Origin of the sequence: Pantoea sp. MBD-2R (genome assembly GCF_039134845.1) — a bacterium.
Classification (GTDB): domain Bacteria; phylum Pseudomonadota; class Gammaproteobacteria; order Enterobacterales; family Enterobacteriaceae; genus Erwinia.
The window spans coordinates 198,176-224,724 of sequence record NZ_CP152417.1 but is presented as its reverse complement, the minus strand read 5'-3'; the positions used below and the strand labels follow the sequence as shown (position 1 = coordinate 224,724).

The 26,549-nt window shown below is 52.8% G+C and carries 19 protein-coding genes; 6 read left to right on the top strand and 13 right to left on the bottom strand.

The window, feature by feature from the left end; all coding sequences use genetic code 11:
- Window positions 1–119: 119 nt before the first annotated feature.
- The 4 genes from mntP to AAGQ96_RS00865 form a co-directional block, all read right to left on the bottom strand.
- On the bottom strand, window positions 120–689 hold the full coding sequence (mntP, locus tag AAGQ96_RS00880) for a manganese efflux pump MntP (RefSeq protein WP_147193861.1): 570 nt from the start codon (window positions 687–689) through the stop codon (window positions 120–122).
- 338 nt (window positions 690–1,027) lie between these two features.
- Window positions 1,028–2,110 (bottom strand): agmatine deiminase, encoded by a 1,083-nt coding sequence (aguA, locus tag AAGQ96_RS00875; RefSeq protein WP_342754609.1) that lies wholly within the window; start codon window positions 2,108–2,110, stop codon window positions 1,028–1,030.
- A 3-nt stretch (window positions 2,111–2,113) separates the two neighbouring features.
- Window positions 2,114–2,998, bottom strand: a complete 885-nt coding sequence (gene aguB / locus AAGQ96_RS00870; protein WP_342754608.1) for an N-carbamoylputrescine amidase — start codon at window positions 2,996–2,998, stop codon at window positions 2,114–2,116.
- Window positions 2,999–3,050: 52 nt separating this feature from the next.
- Window positions 3,051–4,394: an APC family permease gene (locus AAGQ96_RS00865; RefSeq protein ID WP_342755605.1), complete on the bottom strand. Its 1,344-nt coding sequence runs from the start codon at window positions 4,392–4,394 to the stop codon at window positions 3,051–3,053.
- Between the two features lie 148 nt (window positions 4,395–4,542).
- On the opposite strand from AAGQ96_RS00865, the gene AAGQ96_RS00860 reads away from it, so the two are divergent.
- Both AAGQ96_RS00860 and AAGQ96_RS00855 read left to right on the top strand, forming a co-directional pair.
- The gene (locus tag AAGQ96_RS00860; protein WP_342754607.1) at window positions 4,543–5,481 is read left to right on the top strand and encodes a LysR family transcriptional regulator; all 939 of its coding nucleotides are present in this window, start codon (window positions 4,543–4,545) and stop codon (window positions 5,479–5,481) included.
- Between the two features lie 53 nt (window positions 5,482–5,534).
- A complete protein-coding gene (locus tag AAGQ96_RS00855; RefSeq protein WP_342754606.1) occupies window positions 5,535–5,777 on the top strand; it encodes a DUF1158 family protein in 243 nt (80 codons plus the stop codon).
- 37 nt (window positions 5,778–5,814) lie between these two features.
- Here the strand turns inward: AAGQ96_RS00855 and mgtA are convergent, their stop codons facing one another.
- Window positions 5,815–8,493, bottom strand: coding sequence for a magnesium-translocating P-type ATPase (mgtA, locus tag AAGQ96_RS00850; RefSeq protein ID WP_147193850.1), 2,679 nt, complete (start codon window positions 8,491–8,493; stop codon window positions 5,815–5,817).
- A 413-nt stretch (window positions 8,494–8,906) separates the two neighbouring features.
- Window positions 8,907–9,665, bottom strand: coding sequence for a DNA-binding transcriptional regulator YciT (locus tag AAGQ96_RS00845; RefSeq protein ID WP_342754605.1), 759 nt, complete (start codon window positions 9,663–9,665; stop codon window positions 8,907–8,909).
- A gap of 144 nt (window positions 9,666–9,809) precedes the next feature.
- On the opposite strand from AAGQ96_RS00845, the gene AAGQ96_RS00840 reads away from it, so the two are divergent.
- A complete protein-coding gene (locus AAGQ96_RS00840; RefSeq protein WP_342754604.1) occupies window positions 9,810–11,258 on the top strand; it encodes an alpha/beta hydrolase in 1,449 nt (482 codons plus the stop codon).
- Here AAGQ96_RS00840 and AAGQ96_RS00835 read toward each other — a convergent pair.
- The 3 genes from AAGQ96_RS00835 to AAGQ96_RS00825 are packed head-to-tail and all read right to left on the bottom strand — an operon-like array spanning window position 11,239 to window position 16,505.
- On the bottom strand, window positions 11,239–12,285 hold the full coding sequence (locus tag AAGQ96_RS00835) for an AI-2E family transporter (protein WP_147193843.1): 1,047 nt from the start codon (window positions 12,283–12,285) through the stop codon (window positions 11,239–11,241). The genes AAGQ96_RS00840 and AAGQ96_RS00835 overlap by 20 nt on opposite strands.
- Window positions 12,282–15,392, bottom strand: coding sequence for an efflux RND transporter permease subunit (locus AAGQ96_RS00830; RefSeq protein WP_342754603.1), 3,111 nt, complete (start codon window positions 15,390–15,392; stop codon window positions 12,282–12,284). Before AAGQ96_RS00830 ends, AAGQ96_RS00835 begins: the two co-directional genes overlap by 4 nt.
- Before the next feature lie 12 nt (window positions 15,393–15,404).
- A complete protein-coding gene (locus AAGQ96_RS00825; protein ID WP_342754602.1) occupies window positions 15,405–16,505 on the bottom strand; it encodes an efflux RND transporter periplasmic adaptor subunit in 1,101 nt (366 codons plus the stop codon).
- Window positions 16,506–16,969: 464 nt separating this feature from the next.
- Between AAGQ96_RS00825 and AAGQ96_RS00820 the strand changes: the two genes are divergently transcribed.
- Window positions 16,970–18,298 (top strand): MFS transporter, encoded by a 1,329-nt coding sequence (locus AAGQ96_RS00820; RefSeq protein WP_342754601.1) that lies wholly within the window; start codon window positions 16,970–16,972, stop codon window positions 18,296–18,298.
- A gap of 99 nt (window positions 18,299–18,397) precedes the next feature.
- On the opposite strand, the gene AAGQ96_RS00815 is transcribed toward AAGQ96_RS00820, so the two are convergent.
- Entirely contained in the window at window positions 18,398–20,461 is a 2,064-nt protein-coding gene (locus AAGQ96_RS00815) for an AsmA family protein (RefSeq protein WP_147193832.1), read from the bottom strand.
- A gap of 62 nt (window positions 20,462–20,523) precedes the next feature.
- Complete coding sequence (gene pdeH, locus AAGQ96_RS00810) at window positions 20,524–21,297, bottom strand: cyclic-guanylate-specific phosphodiesterase (RefSeq protein WP_147193829.1); 774 nt, start codon at window positions 21,295–21,297, stop codon at window positions 20,524–20,526.
- 243 nt (window positions 21,298–21,540) lie between these two features.
- Between pdeH and AAGQ96_RS00805 the strand changes: the two genes are divergently transcribed.
- Window positions 21,541–22,470, top strand: a complete 930-nt coding sequence (locus tag AAGQ96_RS00805; RefSeq protein ID WP_342754600.1) for a sugar kinase — start codon at window positions 21,541–21,543, stop codon at window positions 22,468–22,470.
- A gap of 69 nt (window positions 22,471–22,539) precedes the next feature.
- On the opposite strand, the gene AAGQ96_RS00800 is transcribed toward AAGQ96_RS00805, so the two are convergent.
- Window positions 22,540–23,436: an Rpn family recombination-promoting nuclease/putative transposase gene (locus AAGQ96_RS00800; RefSeq protein ID WP_342754599.1), complete on the bottom strand. Its 897-nt coding sequence runs from the start codon at window positions 23,434–23,436 to the stop codon at window positions 22,540–22,542.
- 638 nt (window positions 23,437–24,074) lie between these two features.
- Between AAGQ96_RS00800 and AAGQ96_RS00795 the strand changes: the two genes are divergently transcribed.
- Window positions 24,075–24,950, top strand: a complete 876-nt coding sequence (locus AAGQ96_RS00795) for an alpha/beta hydrolase (protein WP_147193823.1) — start codon at window positions 24,075–24,077, stop codon at window positions 24,948–24,950.
- A gap of 48 nt (window positions 24,951–24,998) precedes the next feature.
- Here the strand turns inward: AAGQ96_RS00795 and AAGQ96_RS00790 are convergent, their stop codons facing one another.
- The gene (locus AAGQ96_RS00790) at window positions 24,999–26,489 is read right to left on the bottom strand and encodes a pitrilysin family protein (RefSeq protein ID WP_147193821.1); all 1,491 of its coding nucleotides are present in this window, start codon (window positions 26,487–26,489) and stop codon (window positions 24,999–25,001) included.
- Window positions 26,490–26,549: the final 60 nt, after the last annotated feature.

Sequence of the window (26,549 nt, the reverse complement as noted above, 5' to 3'; positions counted from 1 at the left end):
CAAATTTGCGCGATTTGTAACAGAAAATGAAGGAATAAGGCTGAGAGGTGAAATAGCAAAAAAAAAGCCAGTCTGCTGATTTGCAGCAGAAAATCAGCGGTGATGTTCTGCTGGATCCGTCAGGAGAGCAGGCCCAGATGATCGACGAGGATGCTGGTGCCAATGCCAATCAGCACCACACCACCGAAAATTTCCGCCCACTTGCCCATCACAGGACCAAGGAAGCGACCGAGCAAAATACCCACCGACGCCATTACCATAGTGGACGCGCCGATAGCCAATGCTGTCGTGATGATATTGACCTGCAGGAATGCCAGACCAACACCCACCGCCATCGCGTCCAGGCTGGTTGCTACCGCCGTTGTCGCTAACAGCCAAAAGCCGTGGCGATTTGGCGCCTCTTCAATAGCCTCTTTTTTTCGAAAACCTTCCACAATCATCCGTGCGCCAAGCACAAACAGCAGTGTAAAAGCGACCCAATGATCCCATGCCATCACATACCGACTGGCAGCAATCCCTACAGCCCAACCAATCAGTGGCGTCAGCGCTTCGATTACGCCGAAAATTAATCCGGTGCGAAGTGCTTCTTTGACGCTGGGACGATGCAGGCAGGCACCTTTGCCAATCGCTGCTGCGAACGCGTCCATCGACATGCCAAAAGCCAGAATAAGGGTTGCGTATAGGTTCATTGTAGTTATACCGGTTTGACGGTGAACACACCGCTCAAACGTTAAAAGAACAGTTCTCGCACAAAAAATAAGCGCAAGAGGCTTAATAAGGAACGCATCCTAGCATGGGATCATTGATAAAAAAAGACAGTAAAATCAGGGATTTGAGTATAGCCTTGGCTATACTTTTTAACGAATGCTAAATTCCAGCATAAAAAAAGATCAAAAAGGCTAAAAGAATTACTACGTTAGACGGCTCATCCCTGAGGGGAGTGGGGGTTTATAACAGGTAAAGAAGGCTGCGCTGTGCCTGACATTGCCACTGTAACAAGTCAGGCAGCTTCGCTGTAACTCAAATGTTATGCCGGTATCTGTTGTGTAATACAGTGAATGTTCCCTCCGCCGAGAAGAATTTCCCGTGCAGGCACGCCAGTGACAAGATGATCCGGATAGATCTCCCTGAACAGCGCCTCAACTTTCTGATCTGTCTGTGGATCCAGTAACGGAAAGATGATTTGCCCGTTGCTGATCAGATAATTGACATAAGAACCGGCCAGCCGGTCACCCGCCTGACGTTTTGCTGCCGTTCCTTGTACCAACCCGCTGGTTTCCTCATCGGTAGCATAAAGCGGATCTGGTGCGGGTATTTTCCATATTTTCAGCGAACGTCCCCGGGCATCCGTTGCCGCTTCCAGCACCTTTAAAGCCGCAACTGAGCGGGTATATTGTGGGTCATGCCGATCCTCAGTCCAGTGCAAAGCCACTTCTCCCGGTCGAACAAAACAGCATATATTATCAATATGGCCATTCGTCTCGTCGTTGAACACCCCTTCCGGCAGCCAGATAATCGCTTCTACTCCCAAATAATCCCGCAGTGCCTGCTCAATCTCAGACTGCGTCAGCTGCGGATTACGATTCCGATGAAGCAGACACTCAGCCGTGGTAAGTAACGTTCCCTCTCCATCGGTATGGACCGATCCCCCTTCAAGCACCAGATCGGCGTTATAGCAGGGGAGCATGTGATAACCCGCAACCTGCCCGGCAATGGCCTGATCGTGCTCCCAGCTGGCGTATAATCCCCCTTGCTTCCCACCCCAGGCATTAAACGTCCAGCTCACCGCTCGGCGTTCACCCTGCAGGTTCACGACAATTGTTGGGCCGGTATCCCGCATCCAGGCATCATCACTTTCCATTTCAACAAGCGTTACCAAAGGAGAGACAGCCTGGCGCGCACGAACCATTTCAGAAGCCGGAACGGCCATAAAAACCGATGTTGTTCGGGCAATCGCAGCGGCGACAGAGGCAAATGCCTGCTGTGCGGGCCGTGCAGATGACCGCCAGTTATCCTGACGATAAGGCCAGATCATCCAAACCGCCTGCTGTGGAGCCCATTCCGCAGGCATGGCAAATCCATCACGATAAGGGCGAGTAAAAGAGGACATCGGTTATCTCCTTACCCGACCGTCAGAGGTGGCTATTGCGCTATACATCTCCGGCCGCCGATCGCGGAACACTCCCCAGGCAGCACGCTGTGCGGCGATCGCGTCCAGATCGAAAGTCTGTACCAGAACGCACTCTTCTGTTTTACCTGCCTGCTTAACCAGTTCTCCTGTCTGATCGGCGATAAATGAGGAGCCGTAAAAAGTCATTTCAAGGCCGGGAATAGAGCGACTCCGTTCCGTTCCGATGCGGTTAGACGCAATAACCGGCAGGATGTTAGCAGCCGCATGTCCCTGCTGAACTCTGGTCCAGTGCGGCTGGCTGTCGATATCGGGATAAGCCGGCTCTGACCCTATTGCCGTAGGGTAAAAGAGCAGCTCGGCCCCCTGAAGCGCCAGGCAGCGTGCGGTTTCCGGGAACCATTGGTCCCAGCAGATCCCCACACCAATTTTTGCATAATGCGTTTCCCACACTTTGAAACCGGTGTCGCCAGGAATAAAAAATTGTTTTTCCTGATAAGCCGGACCATTTGGAATATGGGTTTTACGGTAGGTATCCAGCACGGCACCGTCCGCATCAATCATCACCAGGGAGTTATAATAAGCGTTATGACATTTTTCAAAGAAGCTTATCGGCAGCACTACCTGCAATTCTTTGGCAAGCGCTGAAAAATGTTTAATAAGCGGACTACGCTCCCTTTCCTGTGCCAGAGAATAATGTTCCGGGCTTTGGTCAATACAAAAATAGGGCGTCGCAAAAAGCTCCTGAATCAAAATTATTTGCGCGCCCTGAGCGTGAGCTTCACGCACCAGTTTTTCCGCATTGAAGATATTATTCTCCAGATCCCAGCAGCAGCGCATCTGTGTTGCAGATACCGTTACGTTTCTCATAGACAGTCCTCAAAAATAAATACGGAAGTCAGTTTTCTCAGGTGAAAATTTTTTAAATATTACTCTGTGATCTTCGATCGTATTGCAACATAATGACTTCTCCAGCGACCAGCGTAGCGATTACCCCGGCAATGATTGGGGTGCTGTAGCCACCATCAATTTCCCCTTTAAACAAATCGGGGAAAATAAAAAGAACGATGCCCTGAACAATAAATAACAAACAAACCCCCGCAACCAACCATTGCCCCACCACGCCGCCGGGAACACGGTAAGGACGGTGAACATGCGGGGATTTATAGCGTAACCAAAACCATCCACTGAACAGAAACAAATAAGGAAGAAGAAAAATACAGCTGGAGAATGAAAAAATTATCCAGAATAAGTCACTGTTATCGCTGGCGAGCTGGCTGTAGCAAACAATTACCAGCGTGGCGATAATTCCTGTCGCCATATTCGCGCCTACGGGTGTTTGATATCGATAACTGATTATCCCCAGACAGGCAGGAAGTTCGCCACTTAGCGCGGCTTCAGCGGCAGTCCGACTGGATCCCGAAGTCCATGTCACCATATTGCTAATAAAACTGAATAACGTCAGTGCACATAAAACATGCAAAATACCCCGCGAGAATTCGCCCTCGGAGAAGATGATTTTCATTGCATCGATAATGCCGGAAACTAAATTGATTTCCTTGATCGGCAGCGCAGCAAGCAACCCAAATGTTCCAAACAGATAAAGCAGTGAAATACATAACGCAGACGTTAACATTGCCAGCGGCAGGGTTCTCTCCGGTTTTTTTATCATTTTCCCCATGCTGGCTACCAGCTCCAAACCCAGAAGGCTATAGATAATAGCGGGCAGGAAGCGGCTGCTTTCATCGAGGTGTGGGATCAGAGACGCAGGTTGAAAATGATTTGCCAGCCCATTTTTTGCAAGATAATGAAGACCCGACAAACCGAGGACAATAATGACGGCTATTTTTGCCCAGGCTCCCCAGCGGGCTATTTTCAGGCAAACCGTCGCCGAGACATTACAAAAACCTACCGTTAACCATGTCAGCGCCAGGCATAACGTGATTTGCCAGAAAAGGCTCATTTTTGGCCAGTATAATGAAGCGAATGTTCCGGCAAAAAGAATATAAACCGAAGGCATCCATAAGCCGACATTTATCCAGTATAAAAAGGAGGTTCTGGCCGCCATTCTTTGACCAAACGCCCTCTTTATCCAGTCATATATTCCCCCTTCTGCGGGCCAGGTCGTTCCTAATTCCGTTACCACCAGCGAATAAGGCAGGACGAAACCAATCAGCATAATTCCCCACCATGCAAAAGCCGAAGGCCCAATAGCGGCGGACGCAGCAAGCGTATCCAGAATGACGACGGCACACAGCGTAAACATTGTCAGACTGCCGGCACCCATTCGCTGGTTATTATTTCCCTTCATCCCTGGCCTCTGCATTTTTGTGGGTTCAGCGGAAATATATCAGTGACAAAAGTCATGAATAAAATGTATTGTTAACATTGGCTAATGAAGGGAATGCATAGTCATGTTAGATCTAAACCTGTTGCGTCTTATGCTGATCCTGGCAAAGGAAAAGAACGTCACCCGGGCAGCCCACAAAGCAAATATTACCCAGTCCGCCTTCAGCCACGCCCTGAATCGTTTGCGGGCACAGTTAAACGATGAGGTTTTTATCCGCACCCGAAATGGTATGGAGCCAACACCGTACGCGGCGTCCATTATTCCGGTTATTAGCAATACGCTGGACAGGTTAGATGCCGCTACACGGGGCGCGCATCCCTTTAATCCTGCACTGGATGCACATACTTTTTACCTGGGTGCGGTGGATTATTTTGAATTTATGTTTATGCCGGTGTTGACCGCCCGATTTAAAACGACGGCACCCAATGTCCGGCTTTCAGTGGATATATTATCGGAAACGATCAAACTTGAGCGTATGGAAAGAGGCCAGCTGGATGCATTTATTGGCGTCGATACTTTGCAGCATATTCCTCATTACTTTCATAAACATCCACTTATTACCGATCGTTTTGTGGCGATTGCGGCAAAAACGCGTTCAGATTTACCCGCTCAGCTGAACATCAGTCACCTCGTGACGGAAGCACAGATTCATTTGCCCGCAGTGAGCTCGGGGGCTGACCATATCGATCGCTGGCTGGCAGAGCAGCACCTTTACCGACCGCTAGCAACCGTAGTACAGAGCTATGCCGTCGGAGGAAGGATCGCTGTGGCTTCCGGTTATTTAATGTGCGTGCCCTTCCGCATTGCGCGCGAGCTGGCAGGCATGCTTCCCCTGAAAATAGTTGAACTTCCTCAGGGCCTTCCCGCTTATGAACTGGTATTGCTCACCCACAGCTTGTTTGATCATCAACCCGCTTTGCGCTGGCTTATGGGCGAGCTGACAAAGGTGAATATTGATATGGCGCGTTATGGCCCGCTTTCTGCTGAGTCAACCGGGCATTGAACCCACAGAGTGATTATCGCAAAATGGCCGCCACCGATCGAAATGGAATGCTAATGAAAAACCCTTTTCTGACTTTTTTAATGCCAATGAGCACGCTGATGCTGGGCTTTCTTTCCGCGCTGCTGCTGCCCGCGCCCTGGTTTGGCCTGACCCTGACGCACAGACTGGTGGACATATTTCATCTGAGCGATGTGGGCCAACTTTATACGCTGGTTTTTTGTTTGTGGTTTTTACTGCTGGGCGCGCTGGAATATTTTGTAATTCGTTTTCTCTGGCTGAGCTTCGTCAAAGTGTGAAAAAAGGCGAACCGGCGGTTCGCCCTGTTTTTGCTCCTCAGAACCACTGGCCAAAACGACGTATATAGAAGTGTTTCATGCCCTGAGCCACCAGGCAGTAGCCACACAAGATCGCCGCCAGCCACGGGAAATAAGCCCAGGGTAACGGCACCAGCCCGACCGCATGGCCCAGCGGTGAAAACGGAATGCAGATCCCCCCTATCATCACCAGTGCGGTCATCAACATGACCGGCAGCGCTGCGCGGCTTTGAATAAAGGGAACTTTCTTTGTACGCAGCATATGTACTACCAGCGTTTGCGACAGCAGTCCTTCAATGAACCAGCCGGACTGAAACAACGCCTGATGTTCAACGCTGTTGGCAGCAAATACATGCCACATAACGTAAAAAGTGGTGATATCAAAAAGCGACGACGTTGGCCCAACCCACAACATAAAGCGGCCAATATTTTTTGCGTCCCATTTGCGTGGCTTACGCAAAAACTCTTTATCCATTTTGTCCCAGGGCAACGCCAGCTGAGACAGGTCATACATCAGGTTCTGGATTAATAAATGGATTGCCAGCATGGGCAAGAACGGAATAAAAGCGCTGGCCACCAGCACGGAAAAGACATTGCCGAAGTTAGCGCTGGCGGTCATGTTCAGGTACTTGATGATATTGCCAAAGGTTTCCCGTCCTTTAATGACACCCGCTTCCAGCACCAGCAGATTTTTTTCCAGCAGAATGATGTCAGCGGACTCTTTTGCGATATCGGTAGCGGTATCGACAGAGATGCCAATATCGGCAGCGCGCAATGCAGGCGCATCGTTAATGCCGTCGCCAAGAAAGCCCACGGTATGGCCGTTTTTCTGCAACGCTTTCAGCACGCGTGATTTTTGTTGCGGCGCCAGCCGACAGAACAAGGTTCTGGCTTCTGCCTCACGGCACAACTCGTCATCATCCAGCCGCTCAATATCACTGCCGCACAAGGGTTTACCAGGCTCCAACCCAACATCACGACAGATTTTACGGGTGATAATCGGATTATCGCCCGTCAGCACTTTCACCGTGACGCCGTGTTCATGCAACGCAGCAATCGCTGCAACGGCGCTCTCTTTTGGCGGATCGAGGAAGGTCAGCAGCCCACAAAGCGTCAGCGCTCTTTCATCGCCTTTGTGTAAAGGCCGGTTCAGTGGCATCTCGCCCAGCTCCCGAACCCCTACAAGCAACACGCGGAAGCCCTGCTGGTTTAACTTCTCCACCCGGTCTCGCCATTGCTGACGAGCATCGTCATCAAGTAACTGCCGCTCCCCCGCATCCAGCCAGTGACTGGCCACGGCCAGCATTTCTTCGACTGCGCCTTTGCAAATCAGCTTCTGCTGGTTTTGCTCATCGGCTATCACCACCGACAGCCGACGACGTTCAAAATCAAATGGCAGCTCGTCAATTTTGCGGTAGCGGGCCAAACCGCTCGCTATCTTTTCCTGCCCGAAGCTGAGAATAGCGTTATCCATCAGATTCTTAACACTGCTTTGGTGATAACTGTTCAGCCAGGCAAGCTGCAACACGGTTTCGCTGCTCAGCCCATGAGCATCCAGATGGTGAGCGAGAATTATCCGGTCCTGCGTCAGCGTGCCGGTCTTGTCAGTGCACAATACGTCCATCGCGCCAAAATTCTGAATGGCGTTTAGACGTTTCACCACAACCTTACGGCGAGACATTGCAATCGCGCCCTTCGCCAGGTTCGAGCTGACAATCATCGGCAGCATTTCCGGCGTCAGCCCAACCGCTACAGCCAGCGAAAACATCAGGGCTTCCGTCCAGTCACCTTTAGTAAAGCCGTTGATAAATAATACAATGGGTACCATGACCAGCATAAAACGGATCAGCAGCCAGCTGACGCTGTTTACGCCGCGGTCAAACGCGGTTTGTGGACGTTTGCCCGTCACGGATTTAGCCAGCGAGCCAAACCAGGTACGGTTGCCGGTAGCCACCACCACCGCCGTGGCGGTTCCGCTGGCGACGTTGGTACCAAGCAGGCAAATTCCCGGCATTGCCAGCAAATCCGCTTCATCCGTATCCAGCCCCGCTTCCGCCGTTATGCCAGACAGTGCATCGTACTTCTCAATTGGGATAGCTTCGCCACTTAGCGCAGACTGACTGACAAACAGATCGCGGGAAGAAATTAGCCGCACATCAGCCGGGATCATATCGCCTGCGGAGAGAAAAATAATGTCGCCGGGTACGACGTCCTGCAAGGCGATTTCCATTTTTACCGGCTTCGCCGTATTGCTGTCGCGACGCATTACCGTAGCGGTAGTACGAACTAACGATTTCAGTGCTTCCGCTGCTTTATTGGTGCGATATTCCTGCCAGAAACGCAGCATACCGCTGAGTGAAATCATCACCAGCATGATTGTCACACCGGTCAGATCGGTTTCCTCGCCCTGACGAAGCGGCAGCAGGTAATCAGTGAAAAAGGTGACAACGGCAAGCGCCATCAGTACCCAGATAAAAGGGTTATTAAACGCCTGCGCCAGTTGGACCAGCGCGCCAGGCGCTTTTTCACTGGCGACCTGATTTTTGCCATATTCCAGCAGCCGTTCTGCGGCATCTTCCATGGTGAGGCCGTCTTGTTGGGTGTTTAGCCGGGCCAGCGTACTGTCCAGGTTTTGCGTCATTTCGCTGGCGATAGCCAGCTCGCGAGCATGGCTTAAACTGGCATTATTCATTTTCATTTGCCGGATCCTTAATTTTTTTCAGGCGCACGAAAGCGCTCCTGCGCGTGAGGATTATTTAGCGTTTTTTGGGATCGGGAGGGACGAAGCAAGAAGGAAGAAACAGGGGGGCGTTTACAGTAAGGGTCTACGCCTTATTCTGCCTGTCTGCCATCGCCCGCCGCTGGTCGGAGGTTCTTTCATTGGTAATCCTTGTCCGGCATATCGCGGGAAAAAAATGAATGAAATACGGGGATGTGACACGCAGAGAAAGAGTGAAACATTGCCCACCGGTTTTCGGCAAGCAAACGGTGACGTGAGCTTACCTCAAAGCGTAAAACGTAAGGGGTGACTGTCCAATGCTGGCTCCTCTGAGGAAAATATCGCCACTATAATCTGCTTTTCACCCTCAACCGTATTACAACAATGTGCAATTAATCAGATTCAGGGATCTCAACAATATCCAAACGTGTGGGCTGTTCAGCCAGTCGTTCGCGATAGTGCACAGCAAGCCCGCTGTCGGTGACGATTTGGTTGAACGTATTTCCTGGCGCAAGCGAATAAGGATGAAGCTGACCAAACTTGGAAGAATCGGTCAGGGCAATGGTGTAGGTATTTTTAGCTATTACGGCATCAACAACGTCGCAGCGCAACATATCACGCCCGGTAAATCCGGCATCAGGATGCCAGCCGTCAACCCCAATAAACGCTTTATGGAAGTTAAGGTGCTGAATGCAGTAGCGCGTGAGTGGCCCCACCACGGACTCACTGCTTTTTTGATACAGGCCGCCGAGGATAATGACTTCACAATTGGTATCGCGCAGCAGGTGAGCGATATAGTGGCTGACGGTGATAATGGTGATGTTGTTGCGTCCAGCCAGTTCACGCGCCAGCAGGGCGTTGGTGCTGCCGCCTTCGATAAAGACCGCCTCGCCTTCGTTGACCAGCGTAGCGGCAAACTCTGCCAGCTTTTTTTTGACCGGATAACGGGTACGCATCCTGGCACTGACGTCATCGCTCTCCAGCGCAACGGCAGAACCATGCACGCGACGCAGAAAATGTTCACGCTCCAAAACGTTAAGATCCTGGCGTACCGTCACTTCTGAAACGCCTGTCACCTGTGCCAGCTCGCTTACGCTTACGTGGCCGCGCTCATTAACTAACTGAATGATATGCTGATGTCTTGAATTCATAGGTCCGGACTGAAGCCTGTTTTCTGGCCAGCTTATCAGAAACAACGCGGCGAGGCATTGTCCTGTCAGAATGACGTCGATCAACGCCAGCTTGCTGATTCACACTATACTTCCTGCGAATTATTCGCCGGTAAGGATGACATAATGCTACAACGCACACGCCTCTGGTTGCGACGGTTAACCGTGCTGCTGGTGACAATGCTGATAGTCCTGCTGGCGCTGCGTATCGCCATGACCGAACGTGGGCCGGATTTGCAACTGTGGCACACCTGGCTACCGGACGAACTGAGCGACAGCCAGATGGATCAGGATAGCTGGAGTGATTATCTGGCTAATGAGCAGAAAATCTTTGCTGACATGAAGCTCAACGTTACCGATAAACTCCCGGACGATAATCCCGAGACCTTTAATCGCTACGCTGAAAAAAGCCCTGTTTATCCCGCCCATTTTGCCACCAACTGGAACCGTTCTTACAAGCTACTGCCAGCGGGTAAGCCTCGCGGTGCGGTCGTGCTGTTACACGGACTGACGGATTCGCCTTACAGCCTGCGTCACTTCGCAGCTAACTATCAGCAAAAAGGGTATGTGGTGGTCGCGATTCGCCTGCCGGGACACGGGACTGTACCCGCCGCGCTAACGCAGGTTGAATGGGAAGACTGGATGGCAGCGACCAGGCTGGCGATGCGCGAGGCTCACCGCAGTATTCCTGCGGGTGCGCCGCTGCAAATTATGGGCTTTTCCAACGGCGGTGCGCTGGCCATGAAATATGCGCTGGATGCGCTCGACGATGCGTCATTACCTGCACCGAACAGGCTCATCCTGATCTCACCGATGATTGGCGTTAGCAGCTATGCTCGTTATGCCGGACTGGCTGGCCTGCCTTCCCTGCTGCCCGCGTTCGCGCGTTCGGCGTGGCTCAGCATCCTGCCGGAGTTCAATCCCTTTAAATACAATTCATTTCCGGTTAAGGCGGCCCGACAATCCTGGCTACTGACCAGCGCGTTGCAAAGCCAGCTGCATCGCGACAGTACCAGCAATACGTTGAGTAAACTGCCGCCAATACTGACCTTTCAGTCAGTCGCAGACGCAACGGTCAGCACGCCCGCCGTCGTGCGCGGGCTGTACAACCTGTTGCCTGCCAACGGCAGTGAACTGGTGCTGTTTGATATCAACCGATCGGTAAAACTGTCCCCGCTGATGCGCAGCACCGCCCTTCATGCGGTAGAGCATCTGCTGCCGCCCGCTCCCCGCACTTACACGACGACTATAGTCACTAACGTTTCACCCCATAACAGCGCCGCCGTCGCTCAGATTACCGCAGCGGGCAGCACGGAGATAACCCAGCTACCGCTTGGACTCAGTTTTCCTGCCGATGTCTATTCGCTCTCTCATGTCGCACTGCCTTTTCCGCTCAGCGATTCGCTGTATGGCCGCACGCCTGCGCCGCCGAATGAATTTGGCGTCAGCTTTGGCTCTCTGACGCCGCGTGGCGAACGCTCGGTACTGATGGTCAGTCTGGACATGCTGATGCGCCAGACGTCAAATCCGTTCTGGCCGTGGATGGTGCAGCGCGTTAATCAGACGCTGAATTAACCAGCGTACTGCTGTCGCCAAGGAGTAGCGCAAGGGGCCGACCGCCCTGCGTCTGCTCCAGCGCGATTTTCACAACGATGGTGAGCGGTACGGAAAGCAGCATGCCTACGATGCCCAGCAGCCATCCCCAGAAAATCAGTGACAGGAATACCACCAGCGTCGAAAGCCCCAGCCCACGCCCCATTAGCCGCGGCTCCAGCATGTTGCCAATCAGCAGGTTGATCAGCAAATAACCGCAGATAACGACGGCCCCCTCCCCGCTGCCGTTAAAAATCAGCACCTGCAAGATGGGCGGAACGGCGGCGATGACCGATCCGATATTGGGAATATAGTTAAGCGCGAAAGCCAGTACGCCCCACAGCAGCGCAAAACGCACGTCCAGCAGCCACAGCATCAGCCAGACGATGCCGCCGGTCAGCAGGCTGATTGCTGTTTTCAGGATCAGGTAGCGGCTTACGCTGTCGAGCGCCCGCTGAATCGCAGCGTTGCTGGCTAAAGGTGAACTCAGGATCTGCGGCAGCTTTTTCGCCAGTAAAGGCACTTCAAGCAGCATAAATACCACGGTCATCAACAGCAGGAACAGATTAGATACCGTGCCGGAAAGCTGCGTCAGCAAGCGGCTCACCAGGTTGATCACCGCATTCGGATCGGCCAACGCCATTCCCTGTTCTGAGGAGAAAGGTATCCCTGTTTGTCGCGCCAGATGCTGAAAATCCCGCAGCCTTTCGGTCAGTATCAGCCGATACTGAGGCAGCGTACGGGCAAAATCATTCAGCATACCGACCAGCGATGTCAGCAGCAGCACGCCGGTCAGCACGATAACGCTGGTGAGCAGCAAAACGGCCAGTACCTGCGGTATGCCTCTGCGCTGCAAAAATTTTACCAGCGGATGCAGGATCACGGCTAAAAACAGGGCGAGGATAAACGGCACCACGATATCCGCGCTCGCCCGGATACCGGCGAAAATGATCACCAGCATGCCGAGCGTTACCACCAACGTCTGCGCTTTTTCCCGGGTCGTTATCATCTTCGAGCCTGGCGAGGACGCTTGATCCTTTCACGCAGACGTTGAATATGCAGATAAAGCGCCGGGATAAACAGCACGCCGACTAGCGTCGCGGACAACATGCCGCTGAAAACAGTCACACCAATAATTTGTCGGCTGGCCGCGCCAGCGCCGGTGGCCATTACCAGCGGTAATACCCCAAGGATAAAGGAGATCGCCGTCATCATTACCGCCCGGAAACGCTGCTTAGCCGCCTGTTCAGCCGCTTCGGCAATGTCCATGCCCTGATCCCGGCGATCGCGGGCAAATTCCACCATCAAAATGGCGTTTTTCGCCGCCAGCCCCATCAACAGCACCAGGCCAATCTGCACATAGACATCGTTAGTAAAGCCCATCAGATGCAGGCCAGTAACCGCACCTGCCGCCGCGAAGATCACTGAAAGCAGCACCGCCAGCGGGATGCTCCAGCTCTCATACTGCGCCACCAAAAACAGCCAGGCGAAAACGATAGCCGCCAGGAAAATCCACAGGGCCTGATTGCCCGTTTGCTGCTCCTGAAGCGACATGCCGGTCCAGCTATAGCCATATCCTTCAGGCAAATGCTGCGCCAGCAGCGTTTCCATAGCAGACATCGCCTGACCTGAACTGACGCCCGCCGCACCAGAACCACTCACCGCTACCGCGGGAAACTGGTTGTACTGCATGATGTAGGGCGCGCCCAACGATGGTGTCATGGTCACCAATTGATTCAGCCGAATTTGCGCGCCAGTCTCGCTGCGCACCGTCAGATGTGAGAGCTGATCGCTGCGCTGACGAAACTGCATGTCATTTTGCACTTGCACCCGAAACTGGCGTGACTGATGCGTGAAGTCCCCAACGTTGCTCCCGCCAAGCGAGGCTTGCAGTACGGCAAAAATGCGGCTGACCGGGACCTGTAACAGCGCTGCCCGATCGCGGTCAACCGTCAGGCTTATTTCAGGCACGGCGGCGCTGAACGTCGTGAACACCCGGCTGAGATGCGGTTGCTGGTTAGCGGCCATGATGATGCGCTGAACAGTATGTGAAAGTTCCTGCGGTGACTGGCCTGCCAGCGCCTGAATCCTCAGATCAAAGCCTGCTGCATTGCCCAGCCCGCTGATGGCCGGAGGAACAAAAACCATCATCGTGGCCGAAGGAATCGACGCCAGCTTATGCTGAATTTTTGGCAAGATTTTCGCCACGTTCTCCCGCGCGTGCCAGTCTTTCAGCAGTACGATAGCAAAACCGCTGGCCGCTGAGTTACCGCCACCAAGCAGGCTGAAGCCCGTAATTTTAATCACATCCCTGACCGCCGGATCCTGGCTGACCTGCTGATACATTTGCTCCATGACTGCCTGAGTTCGCTGTAGCGAAGCGCCTTCAGGCAGCTGGACGTTTACAAAGAGATAGCCTTCATCTTCTTCCGGCAAAAAGCCGCCAGGCAACTGCTGATAAGCCAGCCACGTGACGCCACCCGCCGCCAGCATCACGACAACGGTGGTGATTGCGTAACGGTTTATCTTGCGGCACAGGCTCACGTAAGCATCGCGCGTACGGTCAACGCCACGATTAAACAGCGCAAAAAATCCGTTTACAGGCGTGGTACGTCTTTTAAGCAGACAGGCACAAAGCGCGGGCGTCAGCGTTAACGCGTTGATGCTGGAAAGCACCATTGCGGCCGACAGCGTGACGGCAAATTGCCGATACAGCTCGCCGACAATACCCGGCACCACCGCGATGGGCACAAACACAGCCAGCAGCACCAGCGTAGTGGCAATGACCGGGCCTGCGATCTGCTTTAACGCTTTACGGGTCGCCCCGGCAGGTGTTAAGTCCGCTTCTTCCGCCAGCAACCGCTCTACGTTTTCAACCACGACAATCGCATCATCAACCACAATAGTCAGCGCCAGGATGATGGCAAACAGGCTAAGCGTGTTCGCCGAATATCCCGCCAGCAGCAGCAGGGCAAAGGTGCCCAGCAACGATACGGGGATGGTCAACGCGACGATAAAGGTGGCCCGCAGGCTCTGCAAAAATAGCCAGACCACCGCCAGCACGACCAGCAGGGTTAGCACCAGAGATATGACAATCTCCTTCAGCGTGGCGGTAATCGGGTCTGTTGCATCAAATTTGATCTGATAAATCATATCGTCAGGAAACGCCCGCGCCTGGCTGGCCATTTCGGCTCGTACCGCTTTCGCTACGCTAAGGGCATTGGCGTCAGGTGAGGGATAGATCATCAGAAATGCCCCTTCGCTGTTATTCAGCGCAGCATTGACCTGATAATTTTGAGCGCCAAGCTCGGTATTGGCTATATCGTTAATGCGCACCATGCCGCCGTGCGGATTGCTACGCAGCACAACTTTTGCGAACGCCTCTGGCGTCATCAGGCGGCCATGACCATTAATCGTCAGGGTATTTTGCTGCAATGCGGGCGAAGGCGTTGCGCCAATCTGGCCGGCCGCCGCCTGCACATTCTGCTGACGAAGCGCCTGAATCACTTCATCAGTAGTGATGTGCAACGCTTCCATTCGCTGCGGATCGAGCCAGATACGCATGCTGTAGTCACGTGCACCGAATACCTGTACATCACCGCCCCCGTGTATTCGCGCCAAAGCATCGCGCAGGCGGACAGAAGTGTAGTGGCTCAGATAGAGAAGATCGTGCGTTTTCCCGGGTGATAATACGCTGATCCCCATCAACGTATTGCTGGCGCGTTTACGTACCGACAGACCATTATTGTTAACATCCGCGGGCAGCTGGGCGCTAATCTGGGACAATCGATTCTGTACTTCCACCGCCGCCATATCCGGTTGGGTGCCATTGGCAAAGGTAATACTCAGCTGGTAGCTACCGTTGTTGCTGCTGGTCGATTCCATATACAGCATATTGCTGACGCCGTTGATTTGCGCTTCGATCGGCGCACCCACAGCTTCGGCGACGTCGCGTGCGCTGGCACCGGGATAGAGTGCCGTCACGCTGACCACTGGCGGAGTGATGTCTGGAAATTGCTCAACGGGGATAATTTTTAGCGCTGCCGCACCAATAAGCGCCGTCATCAGTGCGACGACGATGGCGAATTTAGGTCGTCTGACGAAGAAATTCAGCATACATCCGGCTCCTTATGGCGCTTCGCCGATAACGACTTGCATACCTGGCCTGACACGCTGCATGCCAGCAACGATTACCTGGTCGCCTGCCTCAGCACCGGAAGTCGCCACATAGTGTTGCCCAATCTGGCCGCCAAGCGTAATGCGACTGCTTTCCACCTGCCGATCTTTGTTAACTTTCAGGATAAAGTAGCCGTCAGCATCCTGCTGTAGCGCGCTTGCCGGTAGCATCAGCCGATTCTTTTGCTGGGGCATAAGCTGCACGCTGACTACCCCGCCGGGCAGCAGCCGTTGTTGAGGATTCGCAAACTCCAGCTTCATCGCCACCGTTCCGGTATTGCTGTCGATAAAATTATCAAGCGAAACAAAATGACCGCTATAAGGATAGGTTTCGCCGTTAGCCAGCAGTAACGTTGGCGTCAGCGCGTCGTTAGCCTTATGCAGATTGTTCTCCAGCGACTTTTGCGCCGTCAGGTAATCACGTTCGTTGACGGCAATCACTACGCGGATAGGATCGAGCTTTTTCAACGTGACCAGCTTGCCGTATGCCGGATTAATTAACGTGCCTTTATGCACGGTGCTGTGCCCAATTCGCCCGCTGATGGGCGCGACGATTTGCGTAAAATCGAGGTTAAGCCGTTCAGCCTGTAAACGAGCCTCCGCTTCTTTTAGCGTCGCCTGCGCCATATCGCGATTTGCCACCGCGTTGTCCAAATCGGCCTGGCTAACGGCAGTGCCGACACCAAGCTGTCGCAGGCGATTGAGATGCTGCCGGGCATTTTTTAACTGTGCGCTCGCGCTGTTAAGCAGAGCCTGGCAGCGCGCCAATTCCGCACGCTGCTGCTGGGCTTCGATTTCAAACAGCCGCTGCCCGGCACGAACATTTTCCCCATCCCGAAAAAAACGCTGAGAGACATAGCCTTCCGTCCTTGCCATCACCTCTATCGCTTCTGAGGCTTCAATTCTCCCCAGATAAACAGCGGGCTGTGAGACACTCTCCCGCGTCAGCCTGACGACGTTAACCACGGGGATATTTGCCGCAGGTAGCGACGTGCTGAACGCCAGGAGTAACGTTAAAAGAGGAAAAAGAGGGGAGGAATTTTTGCATGGCATCTCGGCAGAACCTTTTGGGAATCTCTGGGGAAAGTTGCCTGAGAGTCTATTTACTGCCGGAGAACGCGACCTGTTTTCGATCAGAGAAATCCCGAATGAAGAGACTAAACTCGCGTTGATTGAGGATTGATTTAGGCGGACGCAAGATTTTCTACTGACATGCTTTGTAACAGGGCGCAGGCATAACGGATATTGCTCTACGCATGGCGTAATCAGCTTAAAATCCGGTAGCGCGCACAAATATGACGCAAAAAAGCATTATTCCTCTTGTCAGTTCACTTTTTATTGGCCTTTTTTTAGTGATTCTCACTACGAATCAGATCATTCGTGCGGGTATCAGCCAGTGATTACCCCCTCTCACGAACGATCCTCTTTTATGCGCGATAGCCCGGGCTTTTCACCATTGAATGAGAAAGATCCTGTGCGTAAGATTCCTTTTCACGTATTACAAATAAGAAACAATTATGCCTGCCTCCATTGCTCCATCTCTCGACGCCGAAAAGGACACCACGCCCGTTAATTCACGCGGAAAAGTGTTGGTCGCTTCGCTGGTCGGTACCGCTATCGAATTTTTCGATTTCTATATTTATGCTACCGCTGCGGTCATTGTTTTCCCGCATATTTTCTTTCCCCAGGGCGATGCTACCGTTGCCACGCTACAGTCACTGGCAACCTTTGCTATTGCCTTTATCGCGCGCCCTATCGGCTCGGCGCTGTTTGGCCACTTTGGCGACCGGGTAGGCCGTAAAGCGACGCTGGTGGCGTCATTGCTTACCATGGGCATTTCCACGGTCTTAATCGGCTTGTTACCGGGCTATGAAACCATTGGCGTATTCGCACCGCTGCTGCTGGCACTGGCGCGTTTTGGTCAGGGGCTGGGGCTTGGGGGTGAGTGGGGCGGCGCGGCGCTGCTGGCTACTGAGAACGCCCCTGCGAAAAAGCGTGCGCTGTACGGTTCTTTCCCGCAGCTCGGCGCGCCAATCGGCTTCTTCTTTGCTAACGGGACTTTCCTGCTGCTCTCCTGGTTACTCACTGACGATCAGTTTATGCAGTGGGGCTGGCGCGTTCCCTTTATCCTCTCTGCGGTACTGGTGCTGATCGGCCTGTATGTTCGCGTTTCGCTGAATGAATCGCCGGTGTTCGCCAAAGCGAAAAAGGAGAAGAAACAGGTAAAAGTGCCGATTGGCACGCTGCTGTCGAAGCATATGAAAGCGACCATTCTCGGCACCTTTATTATGCTGGCAACCTATACGCTGTTTTATATTATGACCGTTTACTCCATGACTTATGGCACAACGCCTGCACCAAATGGCCTTGGCTTCCCACGTAATACCATGCTGTGGATGCTGATGATGGCGGTCATTGGTTTTGGCGTAATGGTGCCGATCGCTGGCCTGCTGGCGGACCGCTTTGGTCGTCGCAAAACGATGATTGCGATCACGCTGATGATTATCGCTTTTGCTCTGGTGTTTCCGTTTATGCTGGGTTCAGGTAATCCGCTGCTGGTGATGGCGTTTCTGGTCTGCGGTTTGAGCGTGATGGGTTTGACATTTGGCCCGATGGGTGCGCTGTTGCCGGAGCTGTTCCCAACGGAAGTGCGTTATACCGGCGCATCGTTCTCTTACAACCTGTCGTCGATTCTGGGCGCTTCCGTCGCGCCTTATATCGCTACCTGGCTGGCCCATACGTATGGCCTGTTCTACGTCGGTATTTATCTGGCAGCCATGGCCTGTCTGACGCTGTTCGCGCTGCTGGCCAGCAAAGAAACACGCCACGAGTCGCTTTTCGATTAAGCCGGTTTTAGCAGCAAAAAAAACCGGCTTAAAAGCCGGTTTTCTATTTTGCTTTTGCCTCAAACGCCGCATAAAACGTCCGATAGCGACGCCTTACGATCACTTTTTCTTCATATCCTGAAGCACGTTTACGCACTGATTCTGCTCGTTATCGCTTGGCGAAATCAGCGCCAGTAGCGCAGCAGCAGGCGCAACGACGGCCCCCAGCGCCACCGCGGCTGCACCACGTGCAAGTAACGGCCCGGCTTTGACACCCGCGTCTGGATTTTTGAAGGTGCCGCGCACGTACAGCGGCGAGCGCAGCGTAATAATACGCACGCCTTTACTTTCAGGATTGATCGAGAGGTCCATCCGTTCGTTGGCAAAGTTCGTCGTGCCGCTGATGTTGATTACCGCGTTTTCAGTATCAAAAACAAACAGCTTGCTGGAGGCAACGCCGTTAGCCACATTCAGATCCGCAGCCGCACAGTTGATACGCACTTCATCATCACCAAACAATTTCCCAACCACGTAATTACCCACGTTCAACCCGACGATTTCCATCAGGCTGCGGCTGATCACGCCATCGTTCATCAGCATTTTTACCTGACCATCGCTGGTTGCCAGAATATCCGCCACCGAGTTACCGGTTCCCTTTAGCGTGGCATCGCCGTTGATTTGTCCCATGCTGTTTTGCATTGCACTTACGCCGCTAAACAGCTGTTTCAGTTTTAGATTTCTGGCATGGAGATCGGCGCGAGCGCGCATCGGCGTCCGGTCGCCTTCCATATGAATCGTTGAGTTAAGATTACCGCCTGCCACGCCAAAGCGCAGCGGATCGAGTAACAAGTCGCCATTTTTCAGGATCAGATGCGTGTAGAGATCGCTGAGCGGCAGGGAATTACTGTGCTCAATGCGTTTGCCGCTGAATTTAACGTCGGCATCCATCACGTCCCAGTTTTTAGTATCAAACTTGTCATGAGGCAGTACGCGATCGGAAGGCTGGCTGGCCGCATCGCCGCGTTTGGCTTTGGCCTGCTCGGTTTTTTCACTGCCTTTACCTGACTTCACCCCAATCAGCGGGCCTAAATCCGCCATGCGCAGCTGACGCGATTCCAGCGAGCCGGTTAATTTAGGACGTGGTTTGCTTTGGGTATAGGTCATTGAGCCATGGATATCGCTATCGCCGATGTGCCCGTTAAAGTTGTTATAGCGGAACTCCGGGCCACCTTTCTGCTGGAAGCGAGCAATCAGATGCCCATCGGTTTCGTAAGGTGGCGTATCCGGCAGCAGAATACCGGTCAAACCGTACAGGTTAGCGAGCGTATCACCGGAAAAACGCAGGCGAATATCCAGCCCGCCCAGATTCATCGGATCCTGAAGACTGCCCGCAACCTGCACGCGTGTTGTGCCGTTGCGCACATCTGCTTGTATTGGGAAGGGATTGGTTTTGCTGCGTAATGAGAGCATACCGCCAATTTTACCGTCGCCGGTCAGCTTCTCATCGTTATAGGTCCCGCTCGCCTTCCAGCCAAAAACAAAGTCCGAAGCGCCCTTCTGGCTCGCGTCATCTTTACTGCCCGCCACCTGCGCATAAGGGACAGGCTTGCCCAGCGGATCGACGGTAACCTTAACATCTGCTTTGTTAATTGCATCGCGGTACGCTATCAGCCCACGGTCGAACAGGATGTTATCCAGACGGAAAGACCAGGCTGATGGCGCCTGTTCAGGCTGAGCCGCGTCGCTGGCCGCCAGATCAAAGGTCCAGTTGTTTTTAGCATCCGCGGTTTGAATAAGCCTGGCATCTGGCTGCTGTAGTTTGATCCAGGGAATAAAGACTTCTTTATGCAGCAGTGCCAGCGGCGCCAGTGTGGCATCCACGCGCTGCAAATGAACCATCGTGATATCATCAATTGCAGGCGGATTGCCCAGCATAATATCTTGAGCATGGACGTGCGGCCATGGCACCCAGCTGCGCCAGCCGGGTTCATCACGATTGCGCTCCCAGGCGACGCCTAAATCGCCACGAATGGCAAATGGACGATTCAGCTCAGTTGAGACTTTCTGGTTGATGGTTGGCTTAAGGCGGTTCCAGTCAAACGTGGCGATCACAATGACCACTATCACAACCAACAACAAAAAAATCCCGACAATCCAGCTAATTACTTTTCCCGTACGCGACATTCCTCATCTCCTTGCTCGCTTCGGCTTTCTGTTAAAGATAGTCGAGAGAACAGGAAACGGCATCACGCCAGAGTGAGCGGCAGCGACTCTAACTGATCAAAAGGCATGGGCCGGGCGAAATAGTATCCCTGAGCGGCACAAGCGTAAGAGTTCTGCACCTGATTCCACTCTTCGAGGGTTTCAACGCCTTCGACAATAACGCCTTTACAATAACGATTGATCAGCGCCAGCAGCATGTTAAACAGGTTGCGGCCTTCTTCTGATTTTCTCAGCAGAATAAACAGTTCGCGCGCCAGCTTAATGTAGTCGTACTTTAATTCCGACAGCGCTGAAAAATTGGCCATGCCTGAGCCAAAGTCATCCAGCCACAGCGGCCCCAGTTCCGGAACCCTCGCAATTAGCGCTTCCTGCGGCAGGCTTTGATGCTCCACAAGTTCAAAGCGAACCCACGGGCAACGGGCGATTAACTGGCGAATAGTCGGATCGTGCTCCACTGCCTGTAGCGTTGGACCATCAATATTGACGGAGGCCACCACGTTCGCCGCGGTCAATTTTGGCTGCCACGTCTCTAACAGTTCAAGCTGTTCGTAAATGATTTTTAGCCGTTCTACCGGCTCCAGCGCAGCAAAATAGGCTTCCGGCGATAACCTCTGACTCGGTGCGGACGGGTGATGAACCGCGGTGAGCAACTCAATTGCCATCAGGCTGCCGGTTACCCGGTAGATAGGCTGGAACGTATAAATGCGCTGACATTGCTGCCAGTACAGGCGTTCTTCTTGCTGTTCATGAACAACAATTGAGGGAGGAAGCCGGTGACTGACATTCTTCAGCACCATGGTGTGTTCCTTTGTTAGATGTTCCAATCGGGGCTCCCGTGCACTCAGTATCGGCATTCTGTTGCATAACTTTATGGCGAAAATTCATCACAATAGCGGTGGCATCATTAAGCTTTATTTCAGCTGAAAACGTTTTTTGCAGCTAAAAAAGCGCGCTTTATAAAAATAAAACAGCGTTTTAAAATATTGACTCAAACCGTCTGCACAGCGAGACTAGAGCAAAAATGTAACGGGTTGATGACCATGACAACGAAAAATATCGCCGTTATTGGCGAATGTATGATCGAACTTTCCCAGAGAGAAACCGGCCTGAGCCGCGGTTTTGGTGGTGATACGTTGAATACCGCCGTTTATATTGCCCGACAGGTCGCTGACCAGCTTAGCGTCCATTATGTCACCGCGTTAGGGACAGACAGTTTCAGCAGTGAAATGCTTGCCGCCTGGCAGCAGGAAAAGGTGCAAACCGCGCTCATTCAACGCATGGAGGATAAGCTGCCAGGTTTATACGTCATCGAAACCGATGCACGCGGTGAGCGGACGTTTTACTACTGGCGAAACGATGCCGCTGCGCGTTTCTGGCTGGAAAGCGAAGGTGCTGAAGAAATCTGTCAGCAGCTGGCCAGCTTTGATTATCTCTACCTGAGCGGTATCAGCCTTGCCATTCTTAGTCCGCAAAGCAGAGAAAAACTGCTGGCGTTGCTGGCTGACTGTCGACAGCGTGGCGGGAAAATCATTTTCGACAATAATTACCGTCCACGGCTGTGGGCTTCGGTAAAAGAGAGTCAGGACGCTTACCAACGGATGCTGGCGCATACGGATATCGCTTTTTTGACGCTGGATGATGAAACCTTGCTCTGGGGCGAAGCGCCGTTGAATCAGGTTATCGCCCGCACGCATGCCGCTGGCGTTAGTGAGGTGGTGATTAAACGGGGCGCTGAATCTTGTCTGATATCTTTAGCCGGGGAAGCGGTCGTCGAGGTGCCTGCCATAACATTACCCGCCGCCAGCGTGGTCGATACAACCGCCGCCGGGGATTCGTTTAGCGCGGGCTATCTGGCCGTACGTCTCAGCGGCGGCAGCGCTTCAGAGGCGGCGCAGCGCGGTCATCTGACGGCCAGTACGGTTATTCAGCATCGCGGCGCTATCATTCCGCTGACGGCAATGCCGCAGTAGCTGCCATGAAGCGATCCACAGCGCTGCAAAGGTGTGGCGCTGTCATGGTTTTCCACGCCCGCAGCTAAATCAGTGCTGAAATTGTGCTAATTCTTTTTCAGATAAGCCGGTAACTTCTTTAACCATATTACGATCGAGACCTTTTTTTAACATCGTAAAGGCTATTTTGAGCGCTTCTTCCTTACGGCCCTTTTCAATGCCCTTCTGTTCCAGCTGTTGTGCAATGGTCATCAGTTCATCTCCATGTGGTGGCACCCGATGTGCCAGTTCGCGAACAAAGGTACCCGCATCCGCCGTTTCGCCTGCCTGCGCGATATAGTTTACCAGCGATATTACCTGCTGGCGGGTAAGTTGACCAGCCATCAGAAGCGTGACCAGCCGGTCCATAAGCTTCGCCAGATCGCGTTGATGAATATGTTTTTGCAACAGCGTCAGCGCAGCCATACGACGGTGCTGCATGATCTCATCATCAGGGATCACGGTAATATCAACCAGAGAAAAGCCACTACAGTAGAGTCGTTTCGCCATCTGAGGATTTTCAAACGCCTGTAGCCAATTCATGGGATAAGGGTATGGACTGCGTTTACCGGTGTAGAAAAGCATTGGAATGACCAGCGGCAGTTGTTTATGCCCTGCATCAAGATGGCGCTGCATGGCCGCAATCGCATAACGCATCAGCCTGAATGCCATATGCCTGTCGGGACTGCTCTGATGTTCAATAAGCACGTGAATGTAGCTTTCGCCGCTCAGCGTTTGCAGACTGTAGAGCACGTCGCTGTAATAAGGCCGTAAATCATCCTCAACAAAGCTACCCGACTCCAGGTGAAGCGTGTTCAGATCGCACAGCTTCCGTAGTTCCTGCGGCAAATGCAGTTCCATAAAATCTCTGGCCGTCTCCAGATTACTCAGAAACAGCCTGAAGGTAGCGTCGTGGGGTGTTGGTAACGTTTTTTCTTTCTTCATCATCCCTGCCTCAGAAAAATAATCCAGCCTGATTGGGCTTATGCTCTGGATTTCTCCCTTATCCCTGGGAGAACAGAAGCCGGACTGTACAGTGGCAAAACGTATTATGAAACAAAGTAAATAATGCTTTGCGAGCCAGCTCGCTGCAATTAATGCATTATTCCTCTTTAGTTGCATTAAACTCTGACACGTGCAGAAAACTCTCCATCTTCCTTCCTTATTATCGTTACAGAGCGAGCCAATACAGGCACGGCTAATAGCATGGACAGCTGAATCCGGGTTGTTATGAAAAATTTGAGAAAAGTCAGAATATTTGACTTATTAAATTAAAACCGGCGGGCCATTAACCTTAGCCCCTCACGCAGCCTTCATCGCACACAGAAAAACAACCTGTTGATTAAATTAATAAAATTTCAATCACTCTTATTTTTAAACGCGTTTCTGATAATGAAAGCTACGCTGACTAATGATGTTAAAATTGGACCCTGGACAAAGTCTGAAACTGCGCTGGATTGACGTTAAATACTGGACGCCATCTTTATAAATCGGCAATGCTGCGGTTATTACAGCGGGAAGAATAATAGTACCGGTTATTTTTCGGGCTCGCCTATACTTTAAAATAATGATAAGCAGGAATGCCTATGAAAACTGAAATTGTTAATATCTGGCCACAAGGCGAGGCGCCTGGCGCCAGTGATTCGCGGGCGCGTCCGCAAATTATCGACCTGGCGAAAGAATATGAGCCTTTTGACCGTGCTGCTTCCGGCGTTCGCTGTCCCGAGCTGGCTTTCTGGTATCCCGAGACGTCTAACGGCGTGACGCTGCTGGTGGCACCAGGCGGCGGCTTTGAACGCATTATGATCGATAAAGAAGGGAGCGCGCTGGCGATGTTTTTTACCGCCATGGGCTACACGCTGGCGGTCATGACCTACCGTTTCCCGCAGGATGGACACCATGAAGCGGCCGATGCGCCGCTGGCGGATGCGCAACGGGCAGTACGCGTATTACGTCATCGGGCGGCACGTGGGTTGAATGGCAAACGTATTGTCATGATGGGTTTTTCGGCTGGTGGACATGTCGCGGCCAGCGTCGGCACCCGCTTCGCGGAGAAACTCTATCCGGTGCAGGACATTGCCGATTCACTGGCTGCCCGGCCTGATGCGCTGGTGCTGCTCTATCCGGTAATCAGCATGCGTGAAGGGCTGGCTCATGCAGGCTCGCGGCTGCGTTTATTAGGCGAGCATCCCACCCAACGAGAAATTGATGGGTATTCAATGGAAACCCGCGTCACGGATCAAACGCCACAAACGTTATTGATCCATGCAGTTAATGATGAATCTGTACCGATTAACAACAGTATGGTGATGTTTAGCGCGCTCAGAGAACATGGTGTTCCCAGCGAACTGCACTTCTATGAGAAAGGCGGGCACGGCTTTGGCATTCGCAACGTTGCCGATCTGCCCCTGGCAAGCTGGCCGATGTTGGTCAATGAGTGGCTGCGCGCCCGTGTGTGGTGAAGGCACGAAATAAACGGCCCCGGTATCCTGCTGAATACCGGGGCGCGGTCAGTTCTGTGATGCGGGAATATCAGAGACTTCCGGCTTGATTTCATCCACCGTCGGGACAGTTTCTGCGGCAGGAGCCATGATCTTTTGCCAGCTGTCATGCAGAGTCTGCACATTGGTTTCTGCTTCGCCCTGCGGCTGCATCAGTACCATGGTGAGATCCTGCGACAGCTGCTGCTTCAGTTCCTGATTCATCATTTGCAGCGTCAGCGCCGACAGAAAACCCTGACGCAGTTTCTGATACTGTTCAGGCGCAATATCCACTACGGCATTTTGTTGCGAACGCAAACGCTGGTTCATCAGCACATCGGTATTGGTGCGCGCATAAGTTGCAAACAGCTTGTTTAATTCAGCGGTTTTTTGCGCCATCAGCGCATCAAACTCTTCCTGCGGCAGACCGTTATCACGGATATTGGCCATCTCATGCGCCACCAGGCTAAGGTTGCTGGCTAACGACGAGTTGTCCGCATCCAGATTAATCGTACACTGCGCACGCTGATAAAGTACCCGGCAGTCAAAACCGACCTGCACTTTCTGCGCTTTGTTATCGCTCAACACACGCTGAACATGCCAGAACAGCGCCTCACGGGCCAGGTCACTCTGCCAGTAGCGCAGCAGGTTTTGCGAGTCACGAATGGGTTGCCATGGGTTATCCCACACCAGCGACAGGCGATCCTGGCTGAGATTGTCGCTCGCCAGGTTAATCGGCTGTTGTGGTAGAGGAGAAAGCGTAGGTACCGGTGACGGCACGTCTCGTTTCCCCTGTAGCGGCGAGAAAGTTTTATTGATTTGCTCGACCAGGCCCCGCCCTTCAACGTTGCCGACCACAAACAGCGTCATGGCATCAGGCGTATACCACTGTTTATAAAACGCATTAAGCTTTTCAAGATCGACCGGCACGCTGACTGGCGCAAGAGGATCATGCCCCAACAGCGTTGAACCTTTCAGGCGATAGCGCCACCACAGATCGTGCGGGTTGCCTGGCCAGGTCGCGATAGGATCGTCCGCGTTCAGCGCCGTATTTACCGTCTGTTCGTTGATTGCCATGTCGCCAACGGTGGCCGCCAGCCAGTTCATGGCTTCTTTCAGCACTTCAGGGCGGTTATTGGGCAGGCTAAGCGTATAGAGCGTGTAATCGTAAGACGTGACGGCCGGCGGCTGCGGGCGATCCGGATTGATGCTTTGCTGCCACAGCGCGCGCTGCTGGGCGGTATCAAGCTTCGCGTTATGCACCAAAGCTAAACGCGGTAATAAATGGCTGTATCCCGTCTGCTGGGTATTTTCCTCCAGCGAACCGGCATCAACCAGCAGGCGGACTTCAACGCGGTCGCTGGGACGCTGTGGCGTTGTCAGCACCTGCCAGCGAAAGCCATTATCCAGCTTTCCCTGCTGCCAGGCGGGATCGGGTTGGAGTGTTTCAGCCTGCACAGTACTGCTGACAATCGCCAGCAAAATTCCACCAACTAAATAACCCATTCTGGTGCCCTGCATGTGAACCCCTACTCAATCACAAACCAAAAAAAATCACTGGTGATCTACGGCCTGCTGCAC

Excerpts from the sequence above, each read along its gene's own strand:
- mntP (WP_147193861.1), bottom strand. The coding sequence starts at position 689 with ATGAACCTATACGCAACCCTTATTCTGGCTTTTGGCATGTCGATGGAC.
- aguA (WP_342754609.1), bottom strand. The coding sequence starts at position 2,110 with ATGTCCTCTTTTACTCGCCCTTATCGTGATGGATTTGCCATGCCTGCG.
- aguB (WP_342754608.1), bottom strand. The coding sequence starts at position 2,998 with ATGAGAAACGTAACGGTATCTGCAACACAGATGCGCTGCTGCTGGGAT.
- AAGQ96_RS00865 (WP_342755605.1), bottom strand. The coding sequence starts at position 4,394 with ATGTTTACGCTGTGTGCCGTCGTCATTCTGGATACGCTTGCTGCGTCC.
- AAGQ96_RS00860 (WP_342754607.1), top strand. The coding sequence starts at position 4,543 with ATGTTAGATCTAAACCTGTTGCGTCTTATGCTGATCCTGGCAAAGGAA.
- AAGQ96_RS00855 (WP_342754606.1), top strand. The coding sequence starts at position 5,535 with ATGAAAAACCCTTTTCTGACTTTTTTAATGCCAATGAGCACGCTGATG.
- mgtA (WP_147193850.1), bottom strand. The coding sequence starts at position 8,493 with ATGAAAATGAATAATGCCAGTTTAAGCCATGCTCGCGAGCTGGCTATC.
- AAGQ96_RS00845 (WP_342754605.1), bottom strand. The coding sequence starts at position 9,665 with ATGAATTCAAGACATCAGCATATCATTCAGTTAGTTAATGAGCGCGGC.
- AAGQ96_RS00840 (WP_342754604.1), top strand. The coding sequence starts at position 9,810 with ATGCTACAACGCACACGCCTCTGGTTGCGACGGTTAACCGTGCTGCTG.
- AAGQ96_RS00835 (WP_147193843.1), bottom strand. The coding sequence starts at position 12,285 with ATGATAACGACCCGGGAAAAAGCGCAGACGTTGGTGGTAACGCTCGGC.
- AAGQ96_RS00830 (WP_342754603.1), bottom strand. The coding sequence starts at position 15,392 with ATGCTGAATTTCTTCGTCAGACGACCTAAATTCGCCATCGTCGTCGCA.
- AAGQ96_RS00825 (WP_342754602.1), bottom strand. The coding sequence starts at position 16,505 with ATGCCATGCAAAAATTCCTCCCCTCTTTTTCCTCTTTTAACGTTACTC.
- AAGQ96_RS00820 (WP_342754601.1), top strand. The coding sequence starts at position 16,970 with ATGCCTGCCTCCATTGCTCCATCTCTCGACGCCGAAAAGGACACCACG.
- AAGQ96_RS00815 (WP_147193832.1), bottom strand. The coding sequence starts at position 20,461 with ATGTCGCGTACGGGAAAAGTAATTAGCTGGATTGTCGGGATTTTTTTG.
- pdeH (WP_147193829.1), bottom strand. The coding sequence starts at position 21,297 with ATGGTGCTGAAGAATGTCAGTCACCGGCTTCCTCCCTCAATTGTTGTT.
- AAGQ96_RS00805 (WP_342754600.1), top strand. The coding sequence starts at position 21,541 with ATGACAACGAAAAATATCGCCGTTATTGGCGAATGTATGATCGAACTT.
- AAGQ96_RS00800 (WP_342754599.1), bottom strand. The coding sequence starts at position 23,436 with ATGATGAAGAAAGAAAAAACGTTACCAACACCCCACGACGCTACCTTC.
- AAGQ96_RS00795 (WP_147193823.1), top strand. The coding sequence starts at position 24,075 with ATGAAAACTGAAATTGTTAATATCTGGCCACAAGGCGAGGCGCCTGGC.
- AAGQ96_RS00790 (WP_147193821.1), bottom strand. The coding sequence starts at position 26,489 with ATGCAGGGCACCAGAATGGGTTATTTAGTTGGTGGAATTTTGCTGGCG.